This window comes from Flavobacterium sp. N502540 (assembly GCF_025947365.1).
Classification (GTDB): Bacteria; Bacteroidota; Bacteroidia; order Flavobacteriales; family Flavobacteriaceae; genus Flavobacterium.
In genome coordinates this window covers 3,107,579-3,130,977 of sequence record NZ_CP110012.1, presented here as the reverse complement: position 1 = coordinate 3,130,977, position 23,399 = coordinate 3,107,579, and the positions used below count along the sequence as shown (strand labels likewise).

Below are 23,399 nucleotides of genomic sequence, written 5' to 3'. Positions count from 1 at the left end.
GACGGTTAGATTTTTTGAACCTTATCTAAAAATCCAATAATCGAGTAATCTAAAAATCTAGAAAAATGAAATTACCCGTAATAAAGCAGTTAACCCAATTTATCGAAGAAAACGATCAGGATTATATCATTGAAACTATCGAAGTTTTAGAAGCGATGACCGAAATTCCATCTTTAAAGGATGAAGAATTAGATGTAATTGGCGAATTAATTTCGAATATGTATGGTGCGCTTGAAGTACACAAAATGGTAGTTCAGGGCACTGATAAAAAAGAAGCTCTAAATGCGTTTATGAAACGTGTTTTAGGTTCCATCGATAAATAATCGAGCATACAAATAAAAAAAACATGACAAGAGAAAGCGTTTCAATTTTGAGACGCTTTTTTTTAGTTTTCAGTTTTCTGTCGTGGCCAAAGTTTGCAGTCACACTCTCAGTTTAAACCACGAGTGTCCTCCTGAGCGAAGTCGAAGGAGACCGGAGCCATAGCAAATAGACGAAGCAGATCACACAAGAAACTCCACAATCAAAATCGCCATTCTTTATCGATTCCCTAATGCGATTTCTCCTTCATCGAAATGACATACTTTGTGATAAATCCAAAATAATTCGTTAATTCTTACCACCCCAAAAACCATTCTTAATCTCTCCTTAAACCCATCAACAAATACTTTTAGATTCGAATATTAATCCTTACTTTTGAACCTCATTAATTTAAATAAAAATCATGGCTTCAATAACATTGGGAGGAAATCCTATTCATACTTCAGGCGAATTACCAACAGTTGGATCACAACTAGCTGATTTCAAATTAGTACAAAACGATTTATCAGTTGTTTCTTTAAGCAATTTTGCCGGGAAAAAACTGGTTTTAAACATTTTTCCAAGTATCGATACCGGAACTTGTGCTACATCTGTTAGAAAATTCAACGAAAGTGCCAGCAACTTAGAAAACACAACTGTATTGTGTATTTCAAGAGATTTACCATTTGCGCAAAAACGTTTTTGTGGTGCTGAAGGATTAGAAAATGTAGTTAACTTATCCGATTTCCAGGCAGGAGATTTTGGAAAAACAAACGGTTTAGAAATTGTTGACGGACCTTTGGCTGGTTTACATTCAAGAGTAATCATTGTAGTTGATGCTAATGGAAAAGTAACTCACACTGAACAAGTAGCTGAAATTGCGAACGAACCAAATTACGAAGCAGCTTTAGCAGCACTATAAGATCTTTAAATGGAATTTCAAAAAGACAATACCTTTGTTACCGGCCGACTAAAAAGTATGACCTATGCTTTTAACGGAGCGGTAAAATTAATCAAAACAGAACACAGCATTATGGTTCAATTCTCTCTGGGAATTATCATGACCATTGCCGGGTTTTATTTTCATATTTCACAAACCGAATGGCTGTGTCAAACATTAGCCATAGGCCTCGTTTTAAGTGTTGAAGGTTTGAATACGGCAGTAGAAAAAATTGCCGATTTTATTCACCCTGATTACAGCAAACGAATCGGTTTTATCAAAGACATTGCAGCCGGAGCGGTATTTTTTGCCGCGATGACAGCGATAGCAATAGGCTTAATCATTTACATCCCAAAATTTATATAGGCAACAGGAAACGCAAGAATGGCAAAAACAACCAAAAAGGAAACTTTAGACAAAAAAAACGAATCAAAGACTGAAAAGATAAAGTACGGAAATCTATCCAAACAACAAAAATTTGTTTTGGGATGTCTTCTGATACTCTTTTCTGTGGCACTATTAGTTGCCTTTATTTCTTTTTATGTCAACGGACAATGGCAATCTGACCAAAGTGCGGTAAGCCAGCTTGGCGATCGTACCGAAATTGTAGAAAACTGGCTCGGAAAATTCGGGGCATTCCTCGCTGATCTAATTGTATACAGAGGTTTTGGTATTGCCTCATTTATATTCGTCCGTTTATTTTTCCTTACCGGAATGTTTCTCGCTTTGGAGCTTTCTACCAAAAAATTAAAAAACACTTGGTTTTGGGATCTTTTTGCCCTTATTATTGTCTCTGTACTATTTGGATTTTTCGCCACTTCAGCACCTGAATTGGGCGGAACGATTGGATATGAACTTAATCTGTTTTTACAAGATTACATCGGAAAAACCGGAACTTTGCTTACGCTACTTTTCGGATTAATTGTGTACCTGATTTTTAAAATCAAACTATCCCCTGAAAAAATACAGTCGTATTTTGATTCTACTAAAAAGGAATTCAACTCAGAATTGGCTTCTATAAAAAAACCTCAGGAAGCAGAAAGTGCTTATAATTTAGAAGAATTTGCTATCGAGGAAGAAGATCCGGAATTAGACAACATTCATCTAAAATCTGATATCAGCCAATTCGAAATCAACAAAGAAGCTTTAAAACCAACCATTTCAAACGCCTCAGAAATTGATTTGAATCCGGTTTTAAAACCAGTTCAAATGGATGTTAATCCGGTAACTGTAAAAACTCCTGCTCATACCGAAGAATTTGTAATTGAAAAAGCAGAAGAGGAAGATATTATCGAAGAGAATCTGGCTTCTCGTCTGGTAGCTGATTTTGGTTTATTCGACCCTACTTTAGACCTATCCAATTACAAATTCCCTACGCTAGATATATTGAAAGAATACTCAACCGGAGGAATTACGATCAATCAGGAGGAATTAGAAGAAAATAAAAACAAAATTGTTGATACACTTCGCAATTATAAAATTGAAATTGCGCAGATCAAAGCAACCGTTGGTCCATCGGTAACCTTATACGAAATTGTACCGGAAGCCGGAATCAGAATTTCTAAAATTAAAAGTTTAGAGGACGATATCGCATTATCGCTTTCTGCATTAGGAATCCGTATCATAGCTCCTATTCCGGGAAAAGGAACTATTGGTATCGAGGTTCCGAACAAAAACCCTACAATGGTTTCGATGAAAAGCGTTATTGGATCTGCTAAATTTCAGGAAGCTGAAATGGAACTGCCAATTGCTTTAGGAAAAACAATCTCCAACGAAACTTTCGTGGTCGATCTGGCCAAAATGCCACACTTACTGATGGCTGGGGCAACCGGGCAAGGAAAATCGGTAGGTTTGAATGCGGTTTTAACCTCTCTTTTATACAAGAAACATCCGGCCGAAGTTAAATTTGTACTGGTAGATCCGAAAAAAGTAGAGCTTACGCTTTTTAATAAAATTGAAAGACATTACTTAGCCAAACTTCCGGATACAGAAGACGCTATCATCACCGACAATGCAAAAGTAGTGAATACGCTGAACTCACTTTGTGTTGAAATGGACAATCGCTACTCTTTACTAAAAGACGCGATGGTACGTAACATTAAAGAATATAACGAAAAATTCAAAGCACGAAAACTAAATCCCGAAGCAGGCCACCGATTTTTACCTTACATTGTTCTGGTAGTCGACGAGTTTGCTGATTTAATTATGACCGCCGGCAAAGAAGTTGAAGTTCCTATTGCCCGTTTGGCTCAATTGGCCCGTGCTATTGGTATTCACCTGATTATTGCTACACAAAGACCATCGGTGAATGTTATTACAGGTTTAATTAAAGCCAATTTCCCTGCGAGAATTGCTTTCAGAGTAACTTCTAAAATTGATTCCCGAACCATTCTGGACACACAGGGAGCCGACCAGTTAATTGGACGAGGAGATTTATTATACACCAACGGAAATGATGTGATACGTGTTCAATGCGCCTTCATAGACACTCCTGAGGTAGAAAAAATCACGGATTTTATCGGTTCGCAAAAAGCTTATGCTACAGCTTATTTGCTTCCGGAGTTTGTTGGAGAAGAAAATGGCATCAATCTTGATGTGGATATTTCCGAAAGAGACACTTTATTCAGAGAAGCTGCAGAGATTATTGTCAATGCACAACAAGGTTCGGCTTCATTACTGCAAAGAAAATTAAAATTAGGGTACAACAGAGCCGGTCGCTTGATCGATCAGCTGGAAGCAGCAGGTATTGTTGGTCCGTTTGAAGGCAGTAAAGCAAGAACAGTAAACATCACTGACTTAAGTGCTCTTGATCAATTTTTTAATAATGAACAAAATTAATCCCATCATGAAAACAAAAATTCAGGAAATCCAAAACAATTCTATTACTAAGATGACTAAAAAGTGCATTCAAATGGCGGTTTTATTGCTTTTGAGCTTCACTTCTATTCAGGCTCAGGATAAAAAAGCCAAAGATTTATTGAATGAAGTAACTTCAAAAATAAAAAGCTACAACAACATTGTTATTGACTTTAAATACACACTGAATAACACTAAAGAGAACATCAACCAGGACAGTAAAGGAAATGTAACCATGAAAGGCAATCAATATGTATTGAATTTTATGGGAGTAACCAAAATATTTGACGGTCAGAAAACCTACACCATCGTTCCGGAAGACGAAGAAGTTACAATTTCTAAAGTAAATGAGAAGGACGATACTGCTATTACACCTTCAAAAATGCTGACTTTCTTCAATTCGGGCTACAAATACAACATGGATATTGTTCAAAATGTGAAAGGAAGAAAAATACAATATATCAAATTAGCTCCTACAAGCTCTAAAGACCAAAGAAAAGAGATCCTATTAGGTATTGATGTTCAGACCAAACACATTTATAATTTGATCGAAACCGGAAAAAATGGAACAAAAACCACTTTAACCGTTAATTCTTTTAAAACCAATCAGCCTTTATCAAAAAATCAATTTACATTTGTAGCGAGCAAATATCCAAAATACTACATCAATAAATTAGATTAATTACAAGGTTGAAAATTTTAGACAAATACTTACTAAAAACATTCCTGATTACATTTACTACGGTATTTGTAATCCTTTTTTTTATCTTCATACTTCAAACCGTATGGCTCTTTATCTCTGAACTTGCAGGTAAAGATCTCGATTTGATTTTGGTTGTGAAGTTCCTTTTATTCTCCATGCCGCGAATCATACCGCTGGTTTTACCTCTATCGGTTTTACTGGCCTCTATTATGACTTTCGGAAATCTGGCTGAGAATTATGAATTCGCAGCGATGAAATCATCAGGAATATCACTTCAGAGAGCGATGCGAGGTTTGATCGTATTCATCTTTGTTTTAAGTATTGTCGCTTTCTGGTTCGCTAATAATGTGATTCCGTATGCGGAATATAAATTTATTAATTTCCGAAAAAACATTGCGCAAGCTAAGCCCGCCATGGCAATTGCCGAAGGACAGTTTAATGATGTTGGTTTTTACAACATTAAAGTCAACAAAAAATCTGGTGAAAATGGAAACATTTTAACCGGTGTTACGATTCACGAAAAACCAACCAATACCGGCGAAAACAAAACCGTTATTAAAGCCAAAGATGGTGAATTGATGAGTAACGAAAAATCCAGTATTTTAAAATTAGTTTTAAATGACGGATATTACTACCAGGATGTTACTCCGAAAAAATACGAAGATCGCGCTAAGCTGCCTTTCATAAAAAGTGCTTTCAAAAAACAGATCATTAATATTGATTTATCCGAATTAAACAAAACCGATGACGATAAAGAAAATATAAGCAACACAAACGGAATGTTGAATATCAACGAACTCCGTTATACACTGGATTCCCTGAATAAAAATCTGGATAATGAAATCATCTCTTTTTCGGAAAATATCAATCAGCGTGTGGGTATTACCAAATCAGCCGTTCCTGTAAAAACAAATAAAAAGAAAAAGAATCTGCCTAATAACCTTTTATCACTTTACACGAATAAAGAGAAGGCTGATGTAATAAGAATGGCAAGCAGCAATGTTACAAGCAATGTCTATTCTATTGAATCAACACAAAACGATTTAAAAGAAAAACAAAGAGATATTAATCAACATTTAACGGCCTTATACGAAAAATTTGTAATCGCCTTTGCCTGTTTCTTAATGTTTTTTATTGGCGCACCATTAGGAGCTATCATTCGTAAAGGAGGACTTGGTCTGCCTATTGTATTTGCCGTTTTAATTTTTATTACATTCCATTTCATTAATACCTTCGGAAAAAGACTTTCACAGGAAGGCGCAATGAATCCGTTTTTAGGAGCATGGATGTCCTCTTTTATACTATTACCATTAGCTGTATTATTAACGTATCGTGCTACTAACGACAACGGATTAATCAACTTTGATGCAATTACAACTCCAATCTCACAACTATTTCAAAAAATTTCCGAGCGGTTCTTTCCAGCTCAAAATAAAAAATAACTATGTCAACAACAAAAATACAACTAAACACCATTGAGGAAGCTATTGAAGACATTCGTCAGGGTAAAGTAATCATTGTAGTGGATGATGAAGATCGTGAAAATGAAGGTGATTTTCTGGCTGCAGCCGAAAAAGTAACTCCGGAAATGATCAATTTCATGGCTACTCACGGACGTGGATTAATTTGTGCTCCATTGACAGAAAGCCGTTGTAAGGAATTAGACCTGAGACCAATGGTAACCAACAATACCGATCATATGGAAACTGCTTTTACGGTTTCTGTAGATTTAAAAGGACACGGGGTAACGACAGGAATTTCGGCAGCTGACCGCTCTAAAACGGTAATAGCATTAACCGATTCAAATGTTAAACCACATGAATTGGCACGTCCCGGACATATTTTCCCTTTAGTGGCCAAACAAGGGGGAGTTTTAAGAAGAACCGGACACACCGAAGCCGCTATAGATTTTGCCCGATTAGCAGGATTTAAACCCGCTGGCGTTATTTGCGAAATTTTGAATGAAGACGGTACGATGTCTCGTTTGCCTGAATTGGCAAAAGTGGCTAAAAAATTCAATTTAAAATTAGTTTCGATTGAAGATCTGGTAGCTTACAGAATGCAACACGACAGTCTGATTGTAAAAAAAGAGGATTTTGATATTGAGACTCGTTTTGGAACTTTCAGATTAAGAGCATACGAGCAAACCACCAACAAACAAATTCATATTGCCTTAACAAAAGGAACCTGGAATCTGGGAGAAGCTATTCTAACCAGAATCAATTCTTCACAGGTAAACAATGATTTACTAGGTACCTTAACTAATAATGCAGAACAGCAATTAGACGATATGTTTAAAGTGATTAATGAAAATGGTAAGGGAGCCGTGTTATTTATTAATCAGGATATGACGGCTATAAATTTGTTGAACAGAATTGCCGAACTTAAAACTTTACAGGCGGGAGGAACAATGAAAGCTCCAAAAGTAATCATTGACAGTAAAGATTATGGAATTGGCGCTCAAATTTTACACGATATCGACATTTCAAAAATTAGATTGGTTTCTAACACGGAACAAACAAAACGTGTGGGAATGATTGGATATGGACTTGAAATTACCGAATACGTAAGTTATTAATATATGGGAACAGTAGAAGAAAGAATTATAAAATCGGAAACACGCATTTTTAAAGCGGTTTTCCCGAGTACAACAAACCATTACGACACTTTATTTGGAGGAACAGCGCTTCATGTTATGGACGAAGTTGCTTTTATTTGTGCGACAAGATTCAGCAGAAAAAAAGTAGTAACGATTTCAACTGGTCAAATCGATTTTAAAAAAGCCATTCCGGCGGGAACTTTAATCGAATTAGTAGCCAAAGTGATCAGCGTTGGAAGAACGAGTTGTAAAATTCACGTCGATATTTTTATGGAGCAAATGTATTCCGAACTTCGCGAAACCGTAGTTTCAGGAACATTTTCGTTTGTTGCAGTGGATGAAAACAAAAAACCGGTGCCTATTTTGGACGACCTGAACTAATTTTTCAAAAATCTATTTTTCGGAAATACTGATAATTAGACACTTGAAAATTATTTCAAAAATAGCTCAAAAAAAAGCACTGAAAAAGTTTTGAGAACCGAAAAAGCATCTTATATTTGCACTCGCAATCAGCAAATGATCGCAACATATTGGAGAAATGGCAGAGCGGTCGAATGCGGCAGTCTTGAAAACTGTTGACTGTAACAGGTCCGGGGGTTCGAATCCCTCTTTCTCCGCCAGTAGAAGTTTCAAAAGAAACTTTAAAAGTCAAAAGCCTTTAAACATCACTGTTTAAAGGCTTTTTCTTTTTTACACACTTTTCAAAAAGCACATGTTTTATCAAAGAATGGTTACCCTATTAGTTACCCCCTCTTTTTTTGAATCTTTTTTCTCACAAAATGGTAACTAAAGCAAAAGAATTCCCTGGGAATTCCCTGCTGTCAATGGGCTCTCTTAAAATTTTTAATTCAATTTGATTATTAATTTTAAAACTAGATAACATGTTAAAAGTAATTTTTTACCAGAAATCCGACAAAGTAAACAAGAACGGCGAATCTCCAATCTATGCCCGTTTGAGCTACAATGACAAACAAATTTTAATGTCAACCGGCCAAGCCATTTCAAAAGAAAGATGGACAAGCACAAATAACCTCAGAAACCAGCTTAAAATTGAAAAGGAAATAGTAATGAAAAACCTGCTTGACCTTTTCCAGCTTAATTCAGCCAAAAAATTCACTGAACTCTTCAGAATTGATCCTGAGGTTAACCTTCAATTATTAAAAGCTGAACTCACAGGAAAAGTCAAAATCGATCAACCTAAAGGCCCAACCATAATTGAGATTATGGACAATTACAACTTATTTTTCACAAAAAGAGTCAACTCAGGAGAGCGCGCACCAGCTTCTCTGCAGAAGTACAAAAGGGCTAAAGATCTGCTTTTAAGCTTCATCAGTAGCAACTACAAAAAGGAAGATATGCCAGCATCTGAGCTATCCAGCTCATTTGTCTTTAAACTGGAACAGTTCCTTAAGTATGAAAGCAGTTTTAAAGAGCAGACAGGCATCAAAAACAATTCGGTGGTAAAATATATGAAAATGTATAAAACTGCATGCAATTACGCCATTAAGATGGATTTGATCATAAAAAACCCATTCAACATTTATGACGGTAGGCTCAGCGTGAAAGATGCTGTTTTCCTGGCCCAGCAGGAACTAAACACAATTGAGAATAAAATATTTTCAACACCTCGTCTGGAAAAAGTTAAGGACATATTTCTTTTCAGCTGCTACACAGGATATGCGCCTGTCGATGCCTTGGAACTGACTGAAAGAAACTTATCCGAAGATTCGAATGGAAATTTATGGATTATGACAAGTAGAGCCAAAACTGCTATTAGAGCCAATGTCCCAGTACTGCCTACCGTGGAGAAAATTATTTCTAAATATAAAAAACAGCAGAAAGGTCTTATCCCTAAAATTTCCAACCAGAAAATGAATGCTTATCTTAAGGAAATCGCTGATGTCTGCGGCATAAACAAACATCTTACATGGTATGTAGCAAGACACACATTTGCGACTACCGTAACCTTAGGAAACGGAGTAAGACTGGAGAACGTATCAGCTATGATGGGACATACCAACACTAAACAGACCCAGCACTATGCAAAAGTTTTGGATGTAAACATTATGGAAGATATGGAGAAACTGAAATCTAAGTTTAGATAAAATACTTTCAAAAAAGGTTTCTTGATTTAAAACCTACTTTTAAAACTTTAATCAACTACGCCTAACTATTAAATTTAAAAAAAATGCTTAAAAACCAATCCTTAATCCCTGATATAAAAGCAATAATTGAGACTTCAAAAGAACTTGCAATTAGAGCCGTCGATAATGAAAGAACTACGATGTACTGGTCCATCGGAAAACGCATTTTTGAGGAAGAACAACAGGGAAAAGAAAGAGCTGATTACGGAACTTACTTAATCAAATACCTTGCAGAGCAGTTGCAACCTGAATATGGGAGTGGGTTTTCATACCGACAGTTAAATTGGTACCGACAGTTTTACAGGACTTTTCCAATTGTGTCTACACTGTGGACACAATTGAGCTGGAGCCAATACAAACTACTATTAGCAATTGATAATCAAAACAAAAGAGAATTTTACATTGCAGAAACAGTAAAAAATAATTGGACAGTTCGCCAGCTGGAGCGCCAGATAAACAGCAGTTTATTCGAACGACTCCTAATAAGCAGTGATCAAGAAAGTGTACTGGCAGTTGCACAAAATGAAAAACTACCTTCTGATGCCCGAGAAATCATAAAGGATCCAATGTATTTAGAATTCTTAGGCTTAAAACGTGAAGCTGCATACTATGAAAAAGATTTGGAAAAGGCAATTATCACTCATCTTCAGGAGTTCTTGTTAGAAATTGGAAATGGATTTTCATTTGTTTCCAGACAAAAAAGAATACATATTAATGGAGATGAGTTTTTTGTAGACATGGTTTTGTACAATCGATTACTTCAGTGTTTTGTTTTGATAGAAATTAAAACGCACAAACTTACCCATCAGGATATTGGACAATTGCAGATGTATGTCAATTATTATGACCGCATTGAAAAAAACAACAACGAAAACCCTACTATAGGAATATTGCTGTGTGCTGATAAGAATGACGGAGTAGTAAAATTCACATTACCCGAAAGCAACAAAAGCATAATTGCAAGCCAGTATCATTTATACCTTCCGACTGAAGAACAACTACTTGAAGAAGTCAAGAAAGAACTGGCAAATTTCGAAGAAGACAAAAAATGATTTTAAAAATAGTCTAAAAGAAATAAATCAATTTCTGTGCAAGAAAATCGCAGAGCAGTATCCGCAGGCATTGCAGCAAAATGAGGTACAGATAGAGCACAAAACGGAAAGCCTGCAGAAAATCTGCAGGCTTTCTTAAAATCCAGTCTTTCTGCTGAATCGATTAAGGTAATTCTCCAAATCATCTTTATGTTGCGTAGTCTGAAGCCCTACAAATAATTGAAAATTTTAGTATGCTGCATTTTGTGGCAGAATCGTGGCACACGGATAATTAGAAAAAGAGACTTATAACAAAATCAAGGTCTGCCAAGCTTCGGTTCGAAACTTTTAGAAACAAGTGCTGACAAATTTAGGTTCGAATGTGTAAGCGCCCAAACAAAAGTCTTAATCAAAACTAGAACTTCTCTTTGGATATATATATAAAGTGCATTACATCTGAATGAATGGAAAACAGTTATTGATAAATTAAGTCATTTATGTTCTAAATAATGAGTGTATCTATTGGTAACTCTTTTCTTAATAAAGCTTGAGAAAGCCATGTTTAAACCATTTTAATTATTAAATATAAGATCCAGCAAAGTATTAATTTATCGGTGTACTTCCACTATTTGACAATACATATATAGATCCCAAGTAACTAAAAAGTCGAAATTAATGTTAAATCAAATTCTTGTTAACGAAAATTTTTGCAATTTTAGGTACTTTATAAATAATACTACTAATATGATTTCATCCTTCTACTTTTTATTTTCTATTCTCGGTCTCTTACAATAGATGATTAGAACCTTAAAATTGATAGCCAGTAAGGCTGATTCTTTCTCTAATTAGCAATAAAACTAGTATCATCCAATTGTACTTCAGTAATTGCATACCCTTTCCATCCTGTAAGCTTAAAATCATTATCGTTTCCTTTATTTCCTCCCCTGGTTGCATCTCCTTTTTTTACTGCTAAAAATCCAATTACCATTGGAGAATTTATTTCCATAGTATAAGTGGAATTATTTATTTTTTTTAGATACATTCCAATTTCAGCATTGTCCCCAACATGCTCTACAAGCTTTCCTTTAAGTTTCAAATCTAGCTCTGCTGCCAATTGTGCATTACTCTTTATTGATATTTTTAATTTTGTTATAACAATATCTTTTACGACAAGTATTAAACTTTGATTTCTAAAATTTTTCTTTATTTCTTTTGGGTCTGTTTTAAAATCTTCGATATAAGTGTTTACTTCTCCTTCCTGAATACGTCTGTCGCAAATTTCTAATTCATCAATTACTGCATTCTGAGCAAGAGAATCTGTAAGGGATGCATTCAGCCCAAATAAAGACGCAATATTTGGTAATATCGCTTTATAGATACTTTTTTTCTCTACCTGAATCGTAGCATTTATAGAAGGACTACATCCTTTTTCAATCATTATATTGGGGATTAACAACGAATCTATACTTTGAGGAAGCTTTTTAATTCCAAAGAAAGAGTATGTACCACATAAAAAACTATTTTTTTTTGTGTTTGTATTTGTTCCTGCATAACATGTAGCTACTCCATAATTATTTATCGGTACATTTAACCACTGGTAATTTGGAAAATCTTTTCCAAGTAAGCTTTTCATTGTTGTTTTAAAATTTGATTGACAAAATCCTGACATGTAAATTAGCAGGTATCCTGCAAGAATGGCGATTTTCATAATTCTCATAAGTGATACAATTAAAAAATTAAAATAATTTACTCTTAAAAGCAAAAGCATAAACCATTGTTTAACAAATAATTAACAAAACAAATTTAACAAATTGAAAATTAAAACAATAATTTCCTTATAAAATAAAATTTAATTAAAACTTTTATCTTTTCTTTAGCATAGAGTTTATGTATTTAGCAACAAAATCTTAGCACTTCATTTCACAATTTCATATACAAATTCGGCACTATAGCCATCGATTTCTTCGGAGGACGAATTGCCATCTGCTCCCCTTCCGTGTGTATAACTTTTTTGAATAAAATTTTCCAAAGGATTTGCATTATTCCTGCGAGTCCCTCTTCCTTTTGTTTGGACCGTAGGTTGAAAATTAATGGGGGTTGAAGTTGCGAATCCTTTCAGTACCAGCCTCTCAAAGGGTGGACTGAAAGAATAAACACAGTCCTTAAATAGCATCGTTTTTCCTGGATCCAATCTTCGTTCATTATTATTTAATTCACAATTAGTGTTAGGCATAAAAGAGCTTATTTCTCCTTTAGAATTAATTTCGATAATACTAAAATAAATTGGTATTTCACTTTTATTAGTAACCTGCAATACCACAAAATTATCAGTTGTATTTACCTTAAATATTCCACTTTCATCATAAAAGGAATTTTCAGGTTTTAATTCTCCCGCTCTATTATTATCTGCATTATATTCCACAGGTATCAACTTAAATTCAAATTGGTAATTATAATTTTTTAAACTTAAATCCTTAAGATATTTTCCTTGTGCGTAATTGAACAACTTTTCGTTAATTATTTCTAAATCATCTGCTTCACTAGTAGTCGTAAAGTGATCTATAATAATTTCTCCATGAGCTGATTTTAATATATACTCAGACTTTCCTCCTGAAATAATAATATCGCACCTCTGAGAATCTTCCACAACCTCTCCAAGATTATTTTTAATCAAAAAACAGTTGACACCGTCCTTAATCGAAGATTCTATGTCTGAAGGCTCTATATAAACTTGTAAAGTAATATCTCCATAACCGAATTGATCTACAAAAATCCAATACTTTTTTGGATTACTATCGGGTAAAGATTTATCTAATTTTATTATGGCGGTATTAAAATTAGCATTTGTAATGGTTCCACTAGTAATGACCTTCGATTTATCTACCTTTAAAGTACCCGCAGGAAGAACAAAAACAGTAGTTTTATCGAACAATCCATTTAATTTTCCTGCATTAAGCTGAAGTAAATCTGGTTTTGAAAATTTACTAATTTCATAATAACTTTGCTGTACTAAATAATCTCCTTTAAATAATTTGTAGTCAATATCTCCTTCGATAGTTGGAGTTTGCTTGGGAGTAATCACGTTCATGTTTGCAGCAATCTTGCAAAATAATTGCCTATAAGAGAAATCAGTTCCCAAATCAGCCATCGCCTTAGAAAAGGCATAACTTAACGAACCAAAACCCTGATATTCATAATTTAATTCATCAGCAGAAGCACCAGTAATCATTATAAAAGGTGAGTTATCTTCATCTATCGCCATTTTTTCAAACATAGCACTTCCTTTAGTTTTTTCACTGGTTTTAGGCTTCCAATCCAAAGGAGCAAAAGTAGGATAGCCACCCCTTGTTTTTTCTCCACGAGTAGCTGAACCTGAATGGCAGCTATCCAATAAGACTAACAGTTGACCGGCTTTACCTAGCTTATTTCTAAAATTAGTAATGATTCTTGCAAGTTCATCATCTCTAAGATGTTTTTCTCCCTTATAAGAATCAGAATAATCGGCAAAAGCATCATAAGGAATAATAGCTTCGTCTTTATCATCAATTTCATCTCCATTGTCATCAAAAATCTGTTGCCCATGGCCCGAATAATGAAGTACTACAATATCACCTTTTTTTACATTAGCCTGCAATTTTGCTACTGCATCTAAAATACCTTTTTTACTTGCCTTTTCATCCGTTATAATAGTAATATTTTCTTCTAAAAATCCATTTTGCAAAAGGCTGTTTTTAATTAGAAGTATATCATTGAGAGAACTGATATTTCCCCACCCTGATTCAATAGGGTAAGTTCCAACTGCAATTATGAGTGCTAGTTTTTTTGCCTGCAATTGTAAACTTAAAACAAGTATAAGTAACAAAATATTATTTTTCATGTTGCAAATATTGTCAATTACTTAAAAATAGTTTTTATAAAAAAATAAAATCTTAACAAAAATAACTAATTTTAACATAACTTTTCTTTTATTTATAAAATGATTTTCAGTGTTTTACAAATGGCCTTAAATTAATAAATTTAATTTACACATTTCGCAATCATAGTCCAGGTTTAATTTATCATGCTTAAATATTAAAATTAAATGAAAATATATCCTACTCTTTTGCTTTGTTTCCTTTTAAATCTTAATGTTTTGGGGCAAAAATTTAATATGCATGTGAATTTAAGCTCAAAAGATCAGACCGATCGTGTCTTAGTTTCGGCAAATCAAAAATATCTTTTTACCAGTTGTCAAAGACAAAATGAAATCAAAGTCTGGGACATTCAAAATAAAGCAAATGTATGCACTATAGATACTAAACGTATTTTCAATATTGGCTTTCGTACTTTTTTTATTGATGTAAATCCAAACTCAAATGAACTTTTAATATTCTTCCCTGAAGCAAAAAAAATAATCATTTATGATTTTTTAAATAATACCATTATTTCTGAATATAATATAAGTAATGATTTAGTATATCCATTTAATAAAATATTCTATTGTGATTATCAATCAGTTTATTTGATAGACGATACCTATCATGAATTTGAAATTCTTAAATATAATTTAAAAACAAAAACCAAACAATTAATAAAAAAGTACTTAAAAGAAAATCAACTTGATTTAAAATATATCGAAAAAACAAATGAAAATATAGTTTGTTTTTTTGAGGACAATACAAATTATCTAGTTCAATCCTCAAATGACCAATTACTTTTAAAAGTAAAAAAACCGGAAAAATTTAATAATATCGAACCTGCTATTTCTAAAGATGAACACTATATAGCCCTTAGCTATACAGACAGCATTTGCATATTCAATACTAAAACTATGTCGAGGCAAGTTATCGATTCGACAAAATTTATGTATAGAGACTACTATCCTACTTCGGTAAGATTTTCTGATGATTGCAAAAAACTACTGTATCTGGACAACAACGATGGAAGTATTGGAAAAGAACTTATTGTAGTTTATGATTTAGAACAAAATAAGATAATTAATAAAATCAGCGTAGATGGTCGAAGCAGTATTCAGGAATTTTATGAATCTAAAGAACAGATTTTTGCCACCGAATATAGTGTCATTTATTCAGGTTACCTCTTTCAGTATAAACTTCACAAACTATTAAAAGGACTTGAAAGACAGACCAGTTCTTTTGCTAAATCTGGACCATATTGGATCACTGGTTTTGATAACGGCAGCATTAGTTTCTTTAATACTAAAACTGGTGAAAATAATTCTTTAAAAATAACAAAATCTGGTAATGCTTATGAATCTATAGAAAGTGTTTTGCATTTTGATCAAACGGTTATTGTTTCAGTAGCAAAACGAGATAATATATTTCTCTATAAAATTGATATAAAGAATTTAAAAGTTTTAGATAGTGTACAAATTTTTGATACAGGAAAATTCGAAGACTTACAAATAGACAACAAAAATGAAAAACTATGGTTAAAGCTTGAGACAGACAATAGATTAAGTGAAGACTTTACAACAAAAAGAAATATCAAAAATTTTTTATTTGATGTTACAACTTTAAAAGAAATTCCTCTTTTTGAAAACCAAAACTATAGTACAATTTATTACACTCAAGATAAAAAAGAAATCGTTGGTTATGTAAGAGAAAAAGGTAGTTTCGTTTACGACAGTAAAAACTACAAATTCATTAAATTCATTCCAAGCAGTTTATATTTTAAGTACAAAGAAAATCAATATGAGCTTATTAAAGAGATTAAAGATAATTTAGTTAAAAATACTTACGTAAATTGTGATAAATGTGAAAATGGTTACCTCATTATAGATTCTATTTTTAAAGAACCTTCTGGACTGTTGATTTTAAAAAAGAACAGTATCAAAATTATGGAATTTGACAATTTCAATAAAGAGCCAAAAAGTGAAAATGATCTTTTTTATTTTCAAATCACTCAAAACGCCAATACCATCTCGTTTTCAAAAAATGGATTTGAAACCTTTGTTATCGATCTGGAAAAGCAAACATTTTCTATACCTTATAAAATTCGAAAATATATCTTTAAATATGATAAACCTCCTTTTTATTTAAAGTTTGATGTTTCAGATAAAGAAAACATTAGAAATGTTATTAAATCGAACACAACTAATTTTAAGAACTCAGATACACTAAAAGTTAGTATCTATAGTATAAACTATGTAAATGAGCTTTCTTATGTCACTAAAGAATTTAATGGAAATTTTGATAGCTGGAGCAATAACGGTTATGATGACTATGGAAATATAAAAATTGAACTTTTTGATAAAGCTGAAAATGGAGCCCAACGCGTTCGAAGTGAAGATTCTGACGACCCAAATGAATTTGACAACTTGAGTCTTACATTAAATAGTCTGGATCCTAAGTCATTATACAAAGAAAAGAAATTAGGTCTTTGTGGCGAATTTTCTAAAAATCCAGTGATTACATTAGAAGATAAAGTTTTCCTAAATAAAGCAAGCGCTTTCAAAAGAGATTTTTCAGGTAATAAACACAGCAAAACGAGTAATACATTTATAGCAATAAACATGAATTACCTATTTGATGACGATATTAAAACTTCACCTTTTAACTATACTCTGTCTGATATTACATATTATTATGATTGGAAAAAAAAATCGACGGATTTATACAATGTCTCATGGAATGAGAATCAAATAGCACTAAGAGGTTCTTACGAGGATCCATCTAAAGTGAATTTTAACTTTATATTCTTAAAAGATAATAATTTTATTATCTTTTTTGATGACAATTATTACATGGCCACAAGGGAAATTTTTGACTTCTTATGGTTTTCCAATAGTGACAAAATTTTTAGGCCAGAACAATTTGATCTCAAATTTAACAGACCTGATATTGTAATGCAAAGATTAGGATATGCCGACCTGACCACGGTTCAATTTTTTAAGAATCTATACCTAAAACGATTAAATAAAATTGGATATAAAGAAAATCAATCATCCAATTCTTTGGATTTACCAACTTTGAAGATTGAAAAATTGGAAAAAATCGAACCTATCATAAGTTCAAAAGAGATTGGTCTAAACCTTCAGATAAAAGATTCGAAATATCGTTTAAAAAGCATTCTTATATGGATTAATAATACCCCTGTTTATGGAAAAAATGGAATGGATGTATCAAAATTAAAAACAAAAAAATTAAATAAGTTAATCCAGCTTGATCTTGCTGATGGGGATAATAAAATACAAATAAGTGTTTTAAATGAGATTGGTTTAGAAAGTCTGAAAGAAACAGTGTATATTAACTCCAAGCAAACTAATGCTAATCCAAATTTATACTTAGTTACTATAGGAGTCAGCGAATTTGATAACTCTGCATACAACTTAAAATATGCTGCAAAAGATGCCTCAGACATTAAAATTTTATTTGCTCAATCTAATTTATATACTAATGTTTATACTAAAACCTTACTTAATACTGAAGTAACTCAGGAAAAAGTATTGAAACTTGTAGAATTTCTAAAAAATGCCAAAATAAATGACATTGTAATAATTTACATTGCCTCTCATGGAATCTTAGATAAGGAATTTAACTACTATATTGCTTCTCATAACATTGATTTTCATAATCCAATTAAAAAAGGAATTAGCTACGAAAGCATTGAAAGCTTACTTGATAAAATAAAACCTCTTAAAAAAATAATGTTTATAGATGCCTGCCATAGCGGCGAAGTAGATGTTGAAGAGACTGAACGTACAGAAACAGAAATAGCTATTGACCAGACAATTGAGAAAAGAGGTGCTAAACCGATAAATGTAAAAAAGGAAACTATAAATCAACTTAAAACTTTAAATGAGGAACTGTTTTCTGATTTACGAAGGGGTAATGGAACCACTATTATATCTTCTGCAGGTGGTCTGGAATATGCATTGGAAAGTGATAAATGGAAAAATGGGTTGTTCACATACTGTTTAATTAATGGTCTCCTTTCAAAAGAAGCCGATTTAGACAAAAATGGAAGCATTATGTTAAGTGAAATTCAAAGTTATGTTTCAAACCAAGTTAAAGAACTTTCCAACGGGTCTCAACAGCCCACCTTCAGATTACAAAATTTAGCCACAGATTATCAAATTTGGTGAATAATCAAACAGAAAACTTTATGAAAAATAGCGTATGCTAGAAATAAATTCAACTTATTTTTAATAAACAAACCTGTTCATAATTTCAAAAACACGAAGTACTTAAAACTCTTCTGCTTTTACTTGTTGCTCATACTTCATACTCTCAGGAAGAGCATGAGATCAGGCTTGCGGTAAAAGATATTGACACTACTTCCCTAGGTGGAGAATTCCCTAAAACCAAAACCAATATAGCGGAGGTTATTTTTTGACCAATGGTGATTGGCTAGTAACAGGCTAAGTATCTAATTGGCAAAACTATATTAAATATGATATTAATATACCCTGTGTACCAAATATAAATTTTCAATACAGCTAGGAAGTTGTTTAATAAAAGATAATGACATATCAAGTGCATCATTATCTTTTATTATTTTATATATCTACCTCATTATTTCTTAAATTCACGTAATAGAACCTAAACTTTAGGAAATGGAGAAGAATAAAATTTATAACCGTAATTTTAAAATAAATATTGTAAAACTAGCGCTCGAAACAAATTTTTCTAAAGTTGCAAAAGAATTTGGCATCGCTGCTACAAACATCTATAGATGGAAAAATGAGTTCCAAAAATATGAAGAAGAAAGTTTTTGTGGAAGGGGGCGTTTTAGAACCGCTGAAGAAAAAAGATTTTCCGAACTTAAAAGAACACTTAAGCAAAAGCTTAAGGATACAGAAATTGAAATTGAAATTTTTAAGAACGCAAGTAAATGTATTTCTGAAGGGAAACCTATGATTTTTCATTTTATTGAAAACAATTTAGACACATATCCGCTTTGGAGAATGTGCAAAGTTTTAGGTATAAGGGAGAATACGTATCATAGATGGAAAAATCAAATAATATCTCCAAGGCAACGCCAAACAATTTTATTGCAAGAAGAAATAACTTCTATATTTCATGAATATAAAGGTATATATGGCAATGTAAAGATTTCAGCAGAGTTACAAAGTCGGGGTTTTAAATTATCACGTTCTCGAGTTACTCTCTACATGAAAAAACTAGGTCTTACTAGCAAGGTTAGAAGAAGAGATAAAGCGACATCGAGTAAATTTTATAATCCTTGTGTTTTTCCCAATGTTCTCAATCGACAATTTATAGCTGAAGAACCTTCTCAAATTTGGGTTTCGGGAATAACCAACGTAGAAACAATGAACGGTTTTTTGTTTCTAACAATTATTATGGATTTATTTGACAAAAAAATTATTGGATGGAGTCTGAGTGATGGACTGACAATAAAAGAAACTTCTATGCCCTCTTGGGAAATAGCGGTTCATAATCGAAAAATAAAGAAGGGGTTAATATTTCACTCTGATCGATCTCCTCAATACGCTAATAAGTTGTTTACCGATAAATTAAAATCTTGTAAAGAAATCAGACAAAGCATGAGCCGAACAAGGAATCATTTAGATAATGTGATCCCTATAAGTTTTTTTACTTCCCTTAAATCTGAACTAGCCGCTTTAAATATACTTCTGACTAAAAAACAAATGGAAGAAAAAATATTTGAATATATTGAAAATCCCCATTAAAAAAGAAAATATTCTTTTTTACAGATAATTAAACTTCAGAACATGAAAAAATACGAGCGAACTTTCAAAGAATATGCAGTTAAATTAAGTTATGACAGAGGAAAGGGTCAAATTGAAAATGTTGAAAAAGAGCTGGGGATAACTCGAAGTTGTTTAAATAGATGGCGGAAAGATTTTGAAAAATTTGGAAAAGGAAGTTTTTGTGGAGGTGGTTACTTAAAATTAACTCCCGAACAAGCCTTAATTACTAACCTTGAAAAAAAGCTCAAAGAATCACAACATACACTGGAAATTTTAAAAAGTGGAAGTAAATACGTTACTCAAGGAAAAGCAATGATTAAACAATTCATTGAAAACAATAAATCTAAATTCTCAATTTTTAAAATATGTACCGTGTTAGAAGTGTCGAGAAGTACATATTACTGGAGAAAAAAACATGAACCTACAAATACGAAAATTCGAGTAAATTTATTAAAAGAAGAAATTACAGCTATATTTTATGAATTTAAACATACTTATGGTTGCATAAAAATTACTAAAGAACTTGAAAAGAGAGGCATTAAAATACATAGTTCGCGAGTATCACTATATATGAAAATGCTGGGACTTCGAAGAAAAGTCAAAAGAAAATATAAGATCACAACTGATTCAACTCATAATCATTATGTGTCTCCAAATGTATTAAATAGAGAATTTAGAGTTAATGAACCTTCTAAAGCTTGGGTTTCCGATATTACACACATACAAACAACGAACGGCTTTCTAGACCTTACCATTGTTATGGATTTATTTGACAGGAAAATCATTGGATGGAGTTTAGGCGATCGATTGAGCACTAAACGAACTACCTTGCCTGCTTGGGAAATGGCGATTAAAAACAGGAAAATTGCTAAAGACTTAATTTTCCATTCTGATAGAGGTGTTCAATATGCCAATAAAATTTTCACCAGTACATTAGACTCCTATAAATGTGTTCGGCGTAGTATGAGTCGGAGACAAAGTCATTATGATAATGCCGTTTCTGAAAGTTTTTTCAATTCTTTTAAAGCTGAGTTAATTAATGGAAATAAACTCTTACCGCGTAATCAAATGAAAGTGAAAGTATACGAATACATTGAAAATTGGTATAACAAGAAAAGACGACATTCACATCTGGGTTATAAAACAATTGAGGAGTTTGATAGATTACATTTCATATAATTACGATAATAATATAGTCTGTGTACCAATTTTGATTTTGATTATAATCTTTATTTTTAAATCTGCCGTTGTTATCCGTTGCTTTAATATCCATCTTTATCCAAAATATTACCGTTCAAATCTCTCAAAACTTGAGGTGAGATTATTTTCTTTACAAATAGTGCCCAAAAATTTTTCTAAATCAAAAAAACATCTTACCTTTGCAGCCGCAATGAGAAAATGATTGCGTCTTACTGGAGGAATGGCAGAGCGGTCGAATGCGGCAGTCTTGAAAACTGTTGACTGTAACAGGTCCGGGGGTTCGAATCCCTCTTCCTCCGCCAAATGAAGTTTCAAAGGAAACTTTAAAAACAAAAAGCCTTTAAACACTAGTGTTTAAAGGCTTTTTTATTTGGAATGGTATGTAAAACTCTGCTTGGAAAATGGTTCCTCTCTCAGTCGCCTACTCCATTTAGGCTCTTTTTTTAAAGTCTGAGTAACTTAAATGCTGAATTATGATTCATTGCTTCTCAATATTTTATCAATCTTGCCACTATTATACAAAAAAATATCTCCCAGCTTAGTATAGGGCAAAATTCCAGTCTGCCTGTATTTGATAATGGTGTTATTGGATAGTCCAAACATCTTTTTTAAATCCTCATTTCTATAATATTCAGGCCTCAAAACTTTTCCCTGGCTGATTTTCGAATCAATCGTTTCCAGTCTTGCTACTACAGGCTCTATCAGATCTTTCACTTTCAACATAAAAGAAAGTTTCTTTTCTTTACTATTCATTGCTCTTCTATTATTGTTCAACTTTAATAATATTTTACAAAAACTTACCATCCCGCCAGCCTGTTTTTTCTTTCTGCAAGAATCACTATCAGTCTTTCTAAAAACCTAATCTGTTTCTCGCGATAAGTAAATCCAGTGCATTCTGAAAATTGCTTATTTATTGAAGTAATTTTTGCCTGGCAGCCTTCATCACCAGCATAAGTGAAATGCGAACAGATAAAACTTTGAAAAATGCTTCTGTTTCTCCTTTTATCAGCACGCTCAAAATACAGCAGCCCTTCATCCATAAAAATGTAAAAAAGACTGGCTGTTTCAAACTTGTTAAGCGCACTTTTGCACTTTTCTAAATCTGCATTTACACTTTCGTCTGCTTTATTTTCGATCTTCTTAATTAACATAAAATTCTCCAACTTCTCAAGTCTTGTCTCAAAAAAAAGTAAAATATCAGTATTAAGTTTTTTTTTCATAGTACCTTATTTTTTTATTTCACTAATCAAAAAAAAAATCTTACTCCCTTGTGTTTTCTTAAACGATCGTTCGTATTTTATATAACCATAATTACTCAACTCCTGAATACATTTATGATAGGTGTAAGCTGATAAAATTTTTGCCAAAGGAGCTATCTCATGTCTATAGACCTGTATAGGATTAAGAAAACTTTTCTCAACTCTATATTGAAGTAAAGCTGCATAAAGCGCGATATGTGTTGTGCTTATGCGGAAATCTTTCTCAATTGCTAAAAAGAAATCTGATAAAGGTTTTAAAGTTTCCATCTAACTATAAAGATTTAGCTTTGTCTTTTCTTTGAGATCTTTTTTTTCTACTTCAGCTACCTCATCTGAAACAGATTCCTTTGTCTGGCTAGAGTCCTTACTAGCAGATTTACCTTGAGTTTCTTTTTGTTTCTCCTCATTGCTCTCACGATGATTAATCCTTTGTAAATTATTGTCGTAAACATTAACCGTTTTAAATTGCGGGTTTGCCTCAATATACTGTTTACTTTCAACTCCTTTAACAACAAAAGTTACTGACTGAAGATTACCTTTTTTCAGTGAATTTAAAAGATCTTCTTTGTATTGGGGCGTTTCAAGTTCTTTTATAGAGTGCTTTGCTAAACTTGCTTCCAAATCATATCCGTAATTTTGATGATAATGATTTATTTTAAAGTTTCCATTGCTCTCGGATTTCTTAAAGTCA

The 23,399-nt window shown here is 32.7% G+C and carries 19 protein-coding genes and 2 tRNA genes; 15 read left to right on the top strand and 6 right to left on the bottom strand.

The features are described 5' to 3' along the window. Positions 1-65 precede the first annotated feature (65 nt). The 11 genes from OLM58_RS13185 to OLM58_RS13135 all read left to right on the top strand — a co-directional run bounded on the left by OLM58_RS13185 (position 66) and on the right by OLM58_RS13135 (position 10,594). Entirely contained in the window at positions 66-323 is a 258-nt protein-coding gene (locus OLM58_RS13185) for a DUF6952 family protein (RefSeq protein ID WP_017495510.1), read from the top strand. Between the two features lie 401 nt (positions 324-724). Further along, positions 725-1,222, top strand: a complete 498-nt coding sequence (gene tpx / locus OLM58_RS13180; protein WP_017495511.1) for a thiol peroxidase — start codon at positions 725-727, stop codon at positions 1,220-1,222. 9 nt (positions 1,223-1,231) lie between these two features. Continuing rightward, positions 1,232-1,606, top strand: a complete 375-nt coding sequence (locus OLM58_RS13175) for a diacylglycerol kinase (RefSeq protein WP_017495512.1) — start codon at positions 1,232-1,234, stop codon at positions 1,604-1,606. A gap of 18 nt (positions 1,607-1,624) precedes the next feature. Continuing rightward, positions 1,625-4,078 carry an FtsK/SpoIIIE family DNA translocase gene (locus tag OLM58_RS13170; RefSeq protein WP_264529267.1) on the top strand — a complete coding sequence of 818 codons (2,454 nt, stop codon included), beginning with the start codon at positions 1,625-1,627 and terminating at the stop codon, positions 4,076-4,078. 7 nt (positions 4,079-4,085) lie between these two features. After that, a complete protein-coding gene (locus tag OLM58_RS13165; protein WP_230000218.1) occupies positions 4,086-4,778 on the top strand; it encodes a LolA family protein in 693 nt (230 codons plus the stop codon). An 8-nt stretch (positions 4,779-4,786) separates the two neighbouring features. Further along, positions 4,787-6,241 (top strand): LptF/LptG family permease, encoded by a 1,455-nt coding sequence (locus OLM58_RS13160; protein ID WP_264529266.1) that lies wholly within the window; start codon positions 4,787-4,789, stop codon positions 6,239-6,241. A 2-nt stretch (positions 6,242-6,243) separates the two neighbouring features. Beyond that, the gene (gene ribB / locus OLM58_RS13155; RefSeq protein WP_264529265.1) at positions 6,244-7,377 is read left to right on the top strand and encodes a 3,4-dihydroxy-2-butanone-4-phosphate synthase; all 1,134 of its coding nucleotides are present in this window, start codon (positions 6,244-6,246) and stop codon (positions 7,375-7,377) included. Positions 7,378-7,380: 3 nt separating this feature from the next. Beyond that, entirely contained in the window at positions 7,381-7,779 is a 399-nt protein-coding gene (locus tag OLM58_RS13150; RefSeq protein WP_017495517.1) for an acyl-CoA thioesterase, read from the top strand. A gap of 151 nt (positions 7,780-7,930) precedes the next feature. Further along, a tRNA-Ser gene (locus tag OLM58_RS13145) sits at positions 7,931-8,018 on the top strand. 261 nt (positions 8,019-8,279) lie between these two features. Beyond that, positions 8,280-9,503, top strand: a complete 1,224-nt coding sequence (locus OLM58_RS13140) for a site-specific integrase (protein WP_264529264.1) — start codon at positions 8,280-8,282, stop codon at positions 9,501-9,503. A gap of 83 nt (positions 9,504-9,586) precedes the next feature. Next, positions 9,587-10,594 carry a PDDEXK nuclease domain-containing protein gene (locus OLM58_RS13135; protein WP_264529263.1) on the top strand — a complete coding sequence of 336 codons (1,008 nt, stop codon included), beginning with the start codon at positions 9,587-9,589 and terminating at the stop codon, positions 10,592-10,594. A gap of 820 nt (positions 10,595-11,414) precedes the next feature. On the opposite strand, the gene OLM58_RS13130 is transcribed toward OLM58_RS13135, so the two are convergent. After that, positions 11,415-12,341, bottom strand: coding sequence for a hypothetical protein (locus OLM58_RS13130; RefSeq protein WP_264529262.1), 927 nt, complete (start codon positions 12,339-12,341; stop codon positions 11,415-11,417). 147 nt (positions 12,342-12,488) lie between these two features. Continuing rightward, positions 12,489-14,450 (bottom strand): caspase family protein, encoded by a 1,962-nt coding sequence (locus OLM58_RS13125; protein WP_264529261.1) that lies wholly within the window; start codon positions 14,448-14,450, stop codon positions 12,489-12,491. A 204-nt stretch (positions 14,451-14,654) separates the two neighbouring features. Here OLM58_RS13125 and OLM58_RS13120 point away from each other — a divergent pair, with 204 nt between their 5' ends. The 4 genes from OLM58_RS13120 to OLM58_RS13105 all read left to right on the top strand — a co-directional run bounded on the left by OLM58_RS13120 (position 14,655) and on the right by OLM58_RS13105 (position 21,751). Beyond that, a complete protein-coding gene (locus OLM58_RS13120) occupies positions 14,655-18,659 on the top strand; it encodes a caspase family protein (protein ID WP_264529260.1) in 4,005 nt (1,334 codons plus the stop codon). A gap of 471 nt (positions 18,660-19,130) precedes the next feature. Then, on the top strand, positions 19,131-20,228 hold the full coding sequence (locus tag OLM58_RS13115; RefSeq protein ID WP_264529259.1) for an IS3 family transposase: 1,098 nt from the start codon (positions 19,131-19,133) through the stop codon (positions 20,226-20,228). Between the two features lie 42 nt (positions 20,229-20,270). Beyond that, on the top strand, positions 20,271-21,428 hold the full coding sequence (locus OLM58_RS13110; protein WP_413614480.1) for an IS3 family transposase: 1,158 nt from the start codon (positions 20,271-20,273) through the stop codon (positions 21,426-21,428). A gap of 235 nt (positions 21,429-21,663) precedes the next feature. Further along, a tRNA-Ser gene (locus tag OLM58_RS13105) sits at positions 21,664-21,751 on the top strand. Positions 21,752-21,920: 169 nt separating this feature from the next. On the opposite strand, the gene OLM58_RS13100 is transcribed toward OLM58_RS13105, so the two are convergent. From OLM58_RS13100 to OLM58_RS13085, 4 genes are read right to left on the bottom strand one after another with little or no spacing between them, the layout of a single operon-like run. After that, positions 21,921-22,202: a helix-turn-helix domain-containing protein gene (locus OLM58_RS13100; RefSeq protein ID WP_264529258.1), complete on the bottom strand. Its 282-nt coding sequence runs from the start codon at positions 22,200-22,202 to the stop codon at positions 21,921-21,923. Between the two features lie 44 nt (positions 22,203-22,246). After that, positions 22,247-22,669, bottom strand: coding sequence for a hypothetical protein (locus OLM58_RS13095; RefSeq protein ID WP_264529257.1), 423 nt, complete (start codon positions 22,667-22,669; stop codon positions 22,247-22,249). Positions 22,670-22,675: 6 nt separating this feature from the next. After that, positions 22,676-22,975, bottom strand: a complete 300-nt coding sequence (locus OLM58_RS13090) for a hypothetical protein (RefSeq protein WP_264529256.1) — start codon at positions 22,973-22,975, stop codon at positions 22,676-22,678. Next, positions 22,976-23,329 carry a hypothetical protein gene (locus tag OLM58_RS13085; RefSeq protein WP_264529255.1) on the bottom strand — a complete coding sequence of 118 codons (354 nt, stop codon included), beginning with the start codon at positions 23,327-23,329 and terminating at the stop codon, positions 22,976-22,978. It abuts the gene before it with no gap. Positions 23,330-23,399 lie beyond the last annotated feature (70 nt).

Excerpts from the sequence above, each read along its gene's own strand:
- OLM58_RS13185 (WP_017495510.1), top strand. The coding sequence starts at position 66 with ATGAAATTACCCGTAATAAAGCAGTTAACCCAATTTATCGAAGAAAAC.
- tpx (WP_017495511.1), top strand. The coding sequence starts at position 725 with ATGGCTTCAATAACATTGGGAGGAAATCCTATTCATACTTCAGGCGAA.
- OLM58_RS13175 (WP_017495512.1), top strand. The coding sequence starts at position 1,232 with ATGGAATTTCAAAAAGACAATACCTTTGTTACCGGCCGACTAAAAAGT.
- OLM58_RS13170 (WP_264529267.1), top strand. The coding sequence starts at position 1,625 with ATGGCAAAAACAACCAAAAAGGAAACTTTAGACAAAAAAAACGAATCA.
- OLM58_RS13165 (WP_230000218.1), top strand. The coding sequence starts at position 4,086 with ATGAAAACAAAAATTCAGGAAATCCAAAACAATTCTATTACTAAGATG.
- ribB (WP_264529265.1), top strand. The coding sequence starts at position 6,244 with ATGTCAACAACAAAAATACAACTAAACACCATTGAGGAAGCTATTGAA.
- OLM58_RS13150 (WP_017495517.1), top strand. The coding sequence starts at position 7,381 with ATGGGAACAGTAGAAGAAAGAATTATAAAATCGGAAACACGCATTTTT.
- OLM58_RS13140 (WP_264529264.1), top strand. The coding sequence starts at position 8,280 with ATGTTAAAAGTAATTTTTTACCAGAAATCCGACAAAGTAAACAAGAAC.
- OLM58_RS13135 (WP_264529263.1), top strand. The coding sequence starts at position 9,587 with ATGCTTAAAAACCAATCCTTAATCCCTGATATAAAAGCAATAATTGAG.
- OLM58_RS13130 (WP_264529262.1), bottom strand. The coding sequence starts at position 12,341 with ATGCTTTTGCTTTTAAGAGTAAATTATTTTAATTTTTTAATTGTATCA.
- OLM58_RS13125 (WP_264529261.1), bottom strand. The coding sequence starts at position 14,450 with ATGAAAAATAATATTTTGTTACTTATACTTGTTTTAAGTTTACAATTG.
- OLM58_RS13120 (WP_264529260.1), top strand. The coding sequence starts at position 14,655 with ATGAAAATATATCCTACTCTTTTGCTTTGTTTCCTTTTAAATCTTAAT.
- OLM58_RS13115 (WP_264529259.1), top strand. The coding sequence starts at position 19,131 with ATGGAGAAGAATAAAATTTATAACCGTAATTTTAAAATAAATATTGTA.
- OLM58_RS13110 (WP_413614480.1), top strand. The coding sequence starts at position 20,271 with ATGAAAAAATACGAGCGAACTTTCAAAGAATATGCAGTTAAATTAAGT.
- OLM58_RS13100 (WP_264529258.1), bottom strand. The coding sequence starts at position 22,202 with ATGAATAGTAAAGAAAAGAAACTTTCTTTTATGTTGAAAGTGAAAGAT.
- OLM58_RS13095 (WP_264529257.1), bottom strand. The coding sequence starts at position 22,669 with ATGAAAAAAAAACTTAATACTGATATTTTACTTTTTTTTGAGACAAGA.
- OLM58_RS13090 (WP_264529256.1), bottom strand. The coding sequence starts at position 22,975 with ATGGAAACTTTAAAACCTTTATCAGATTTCTTTTTAGCAATTGAGAAA.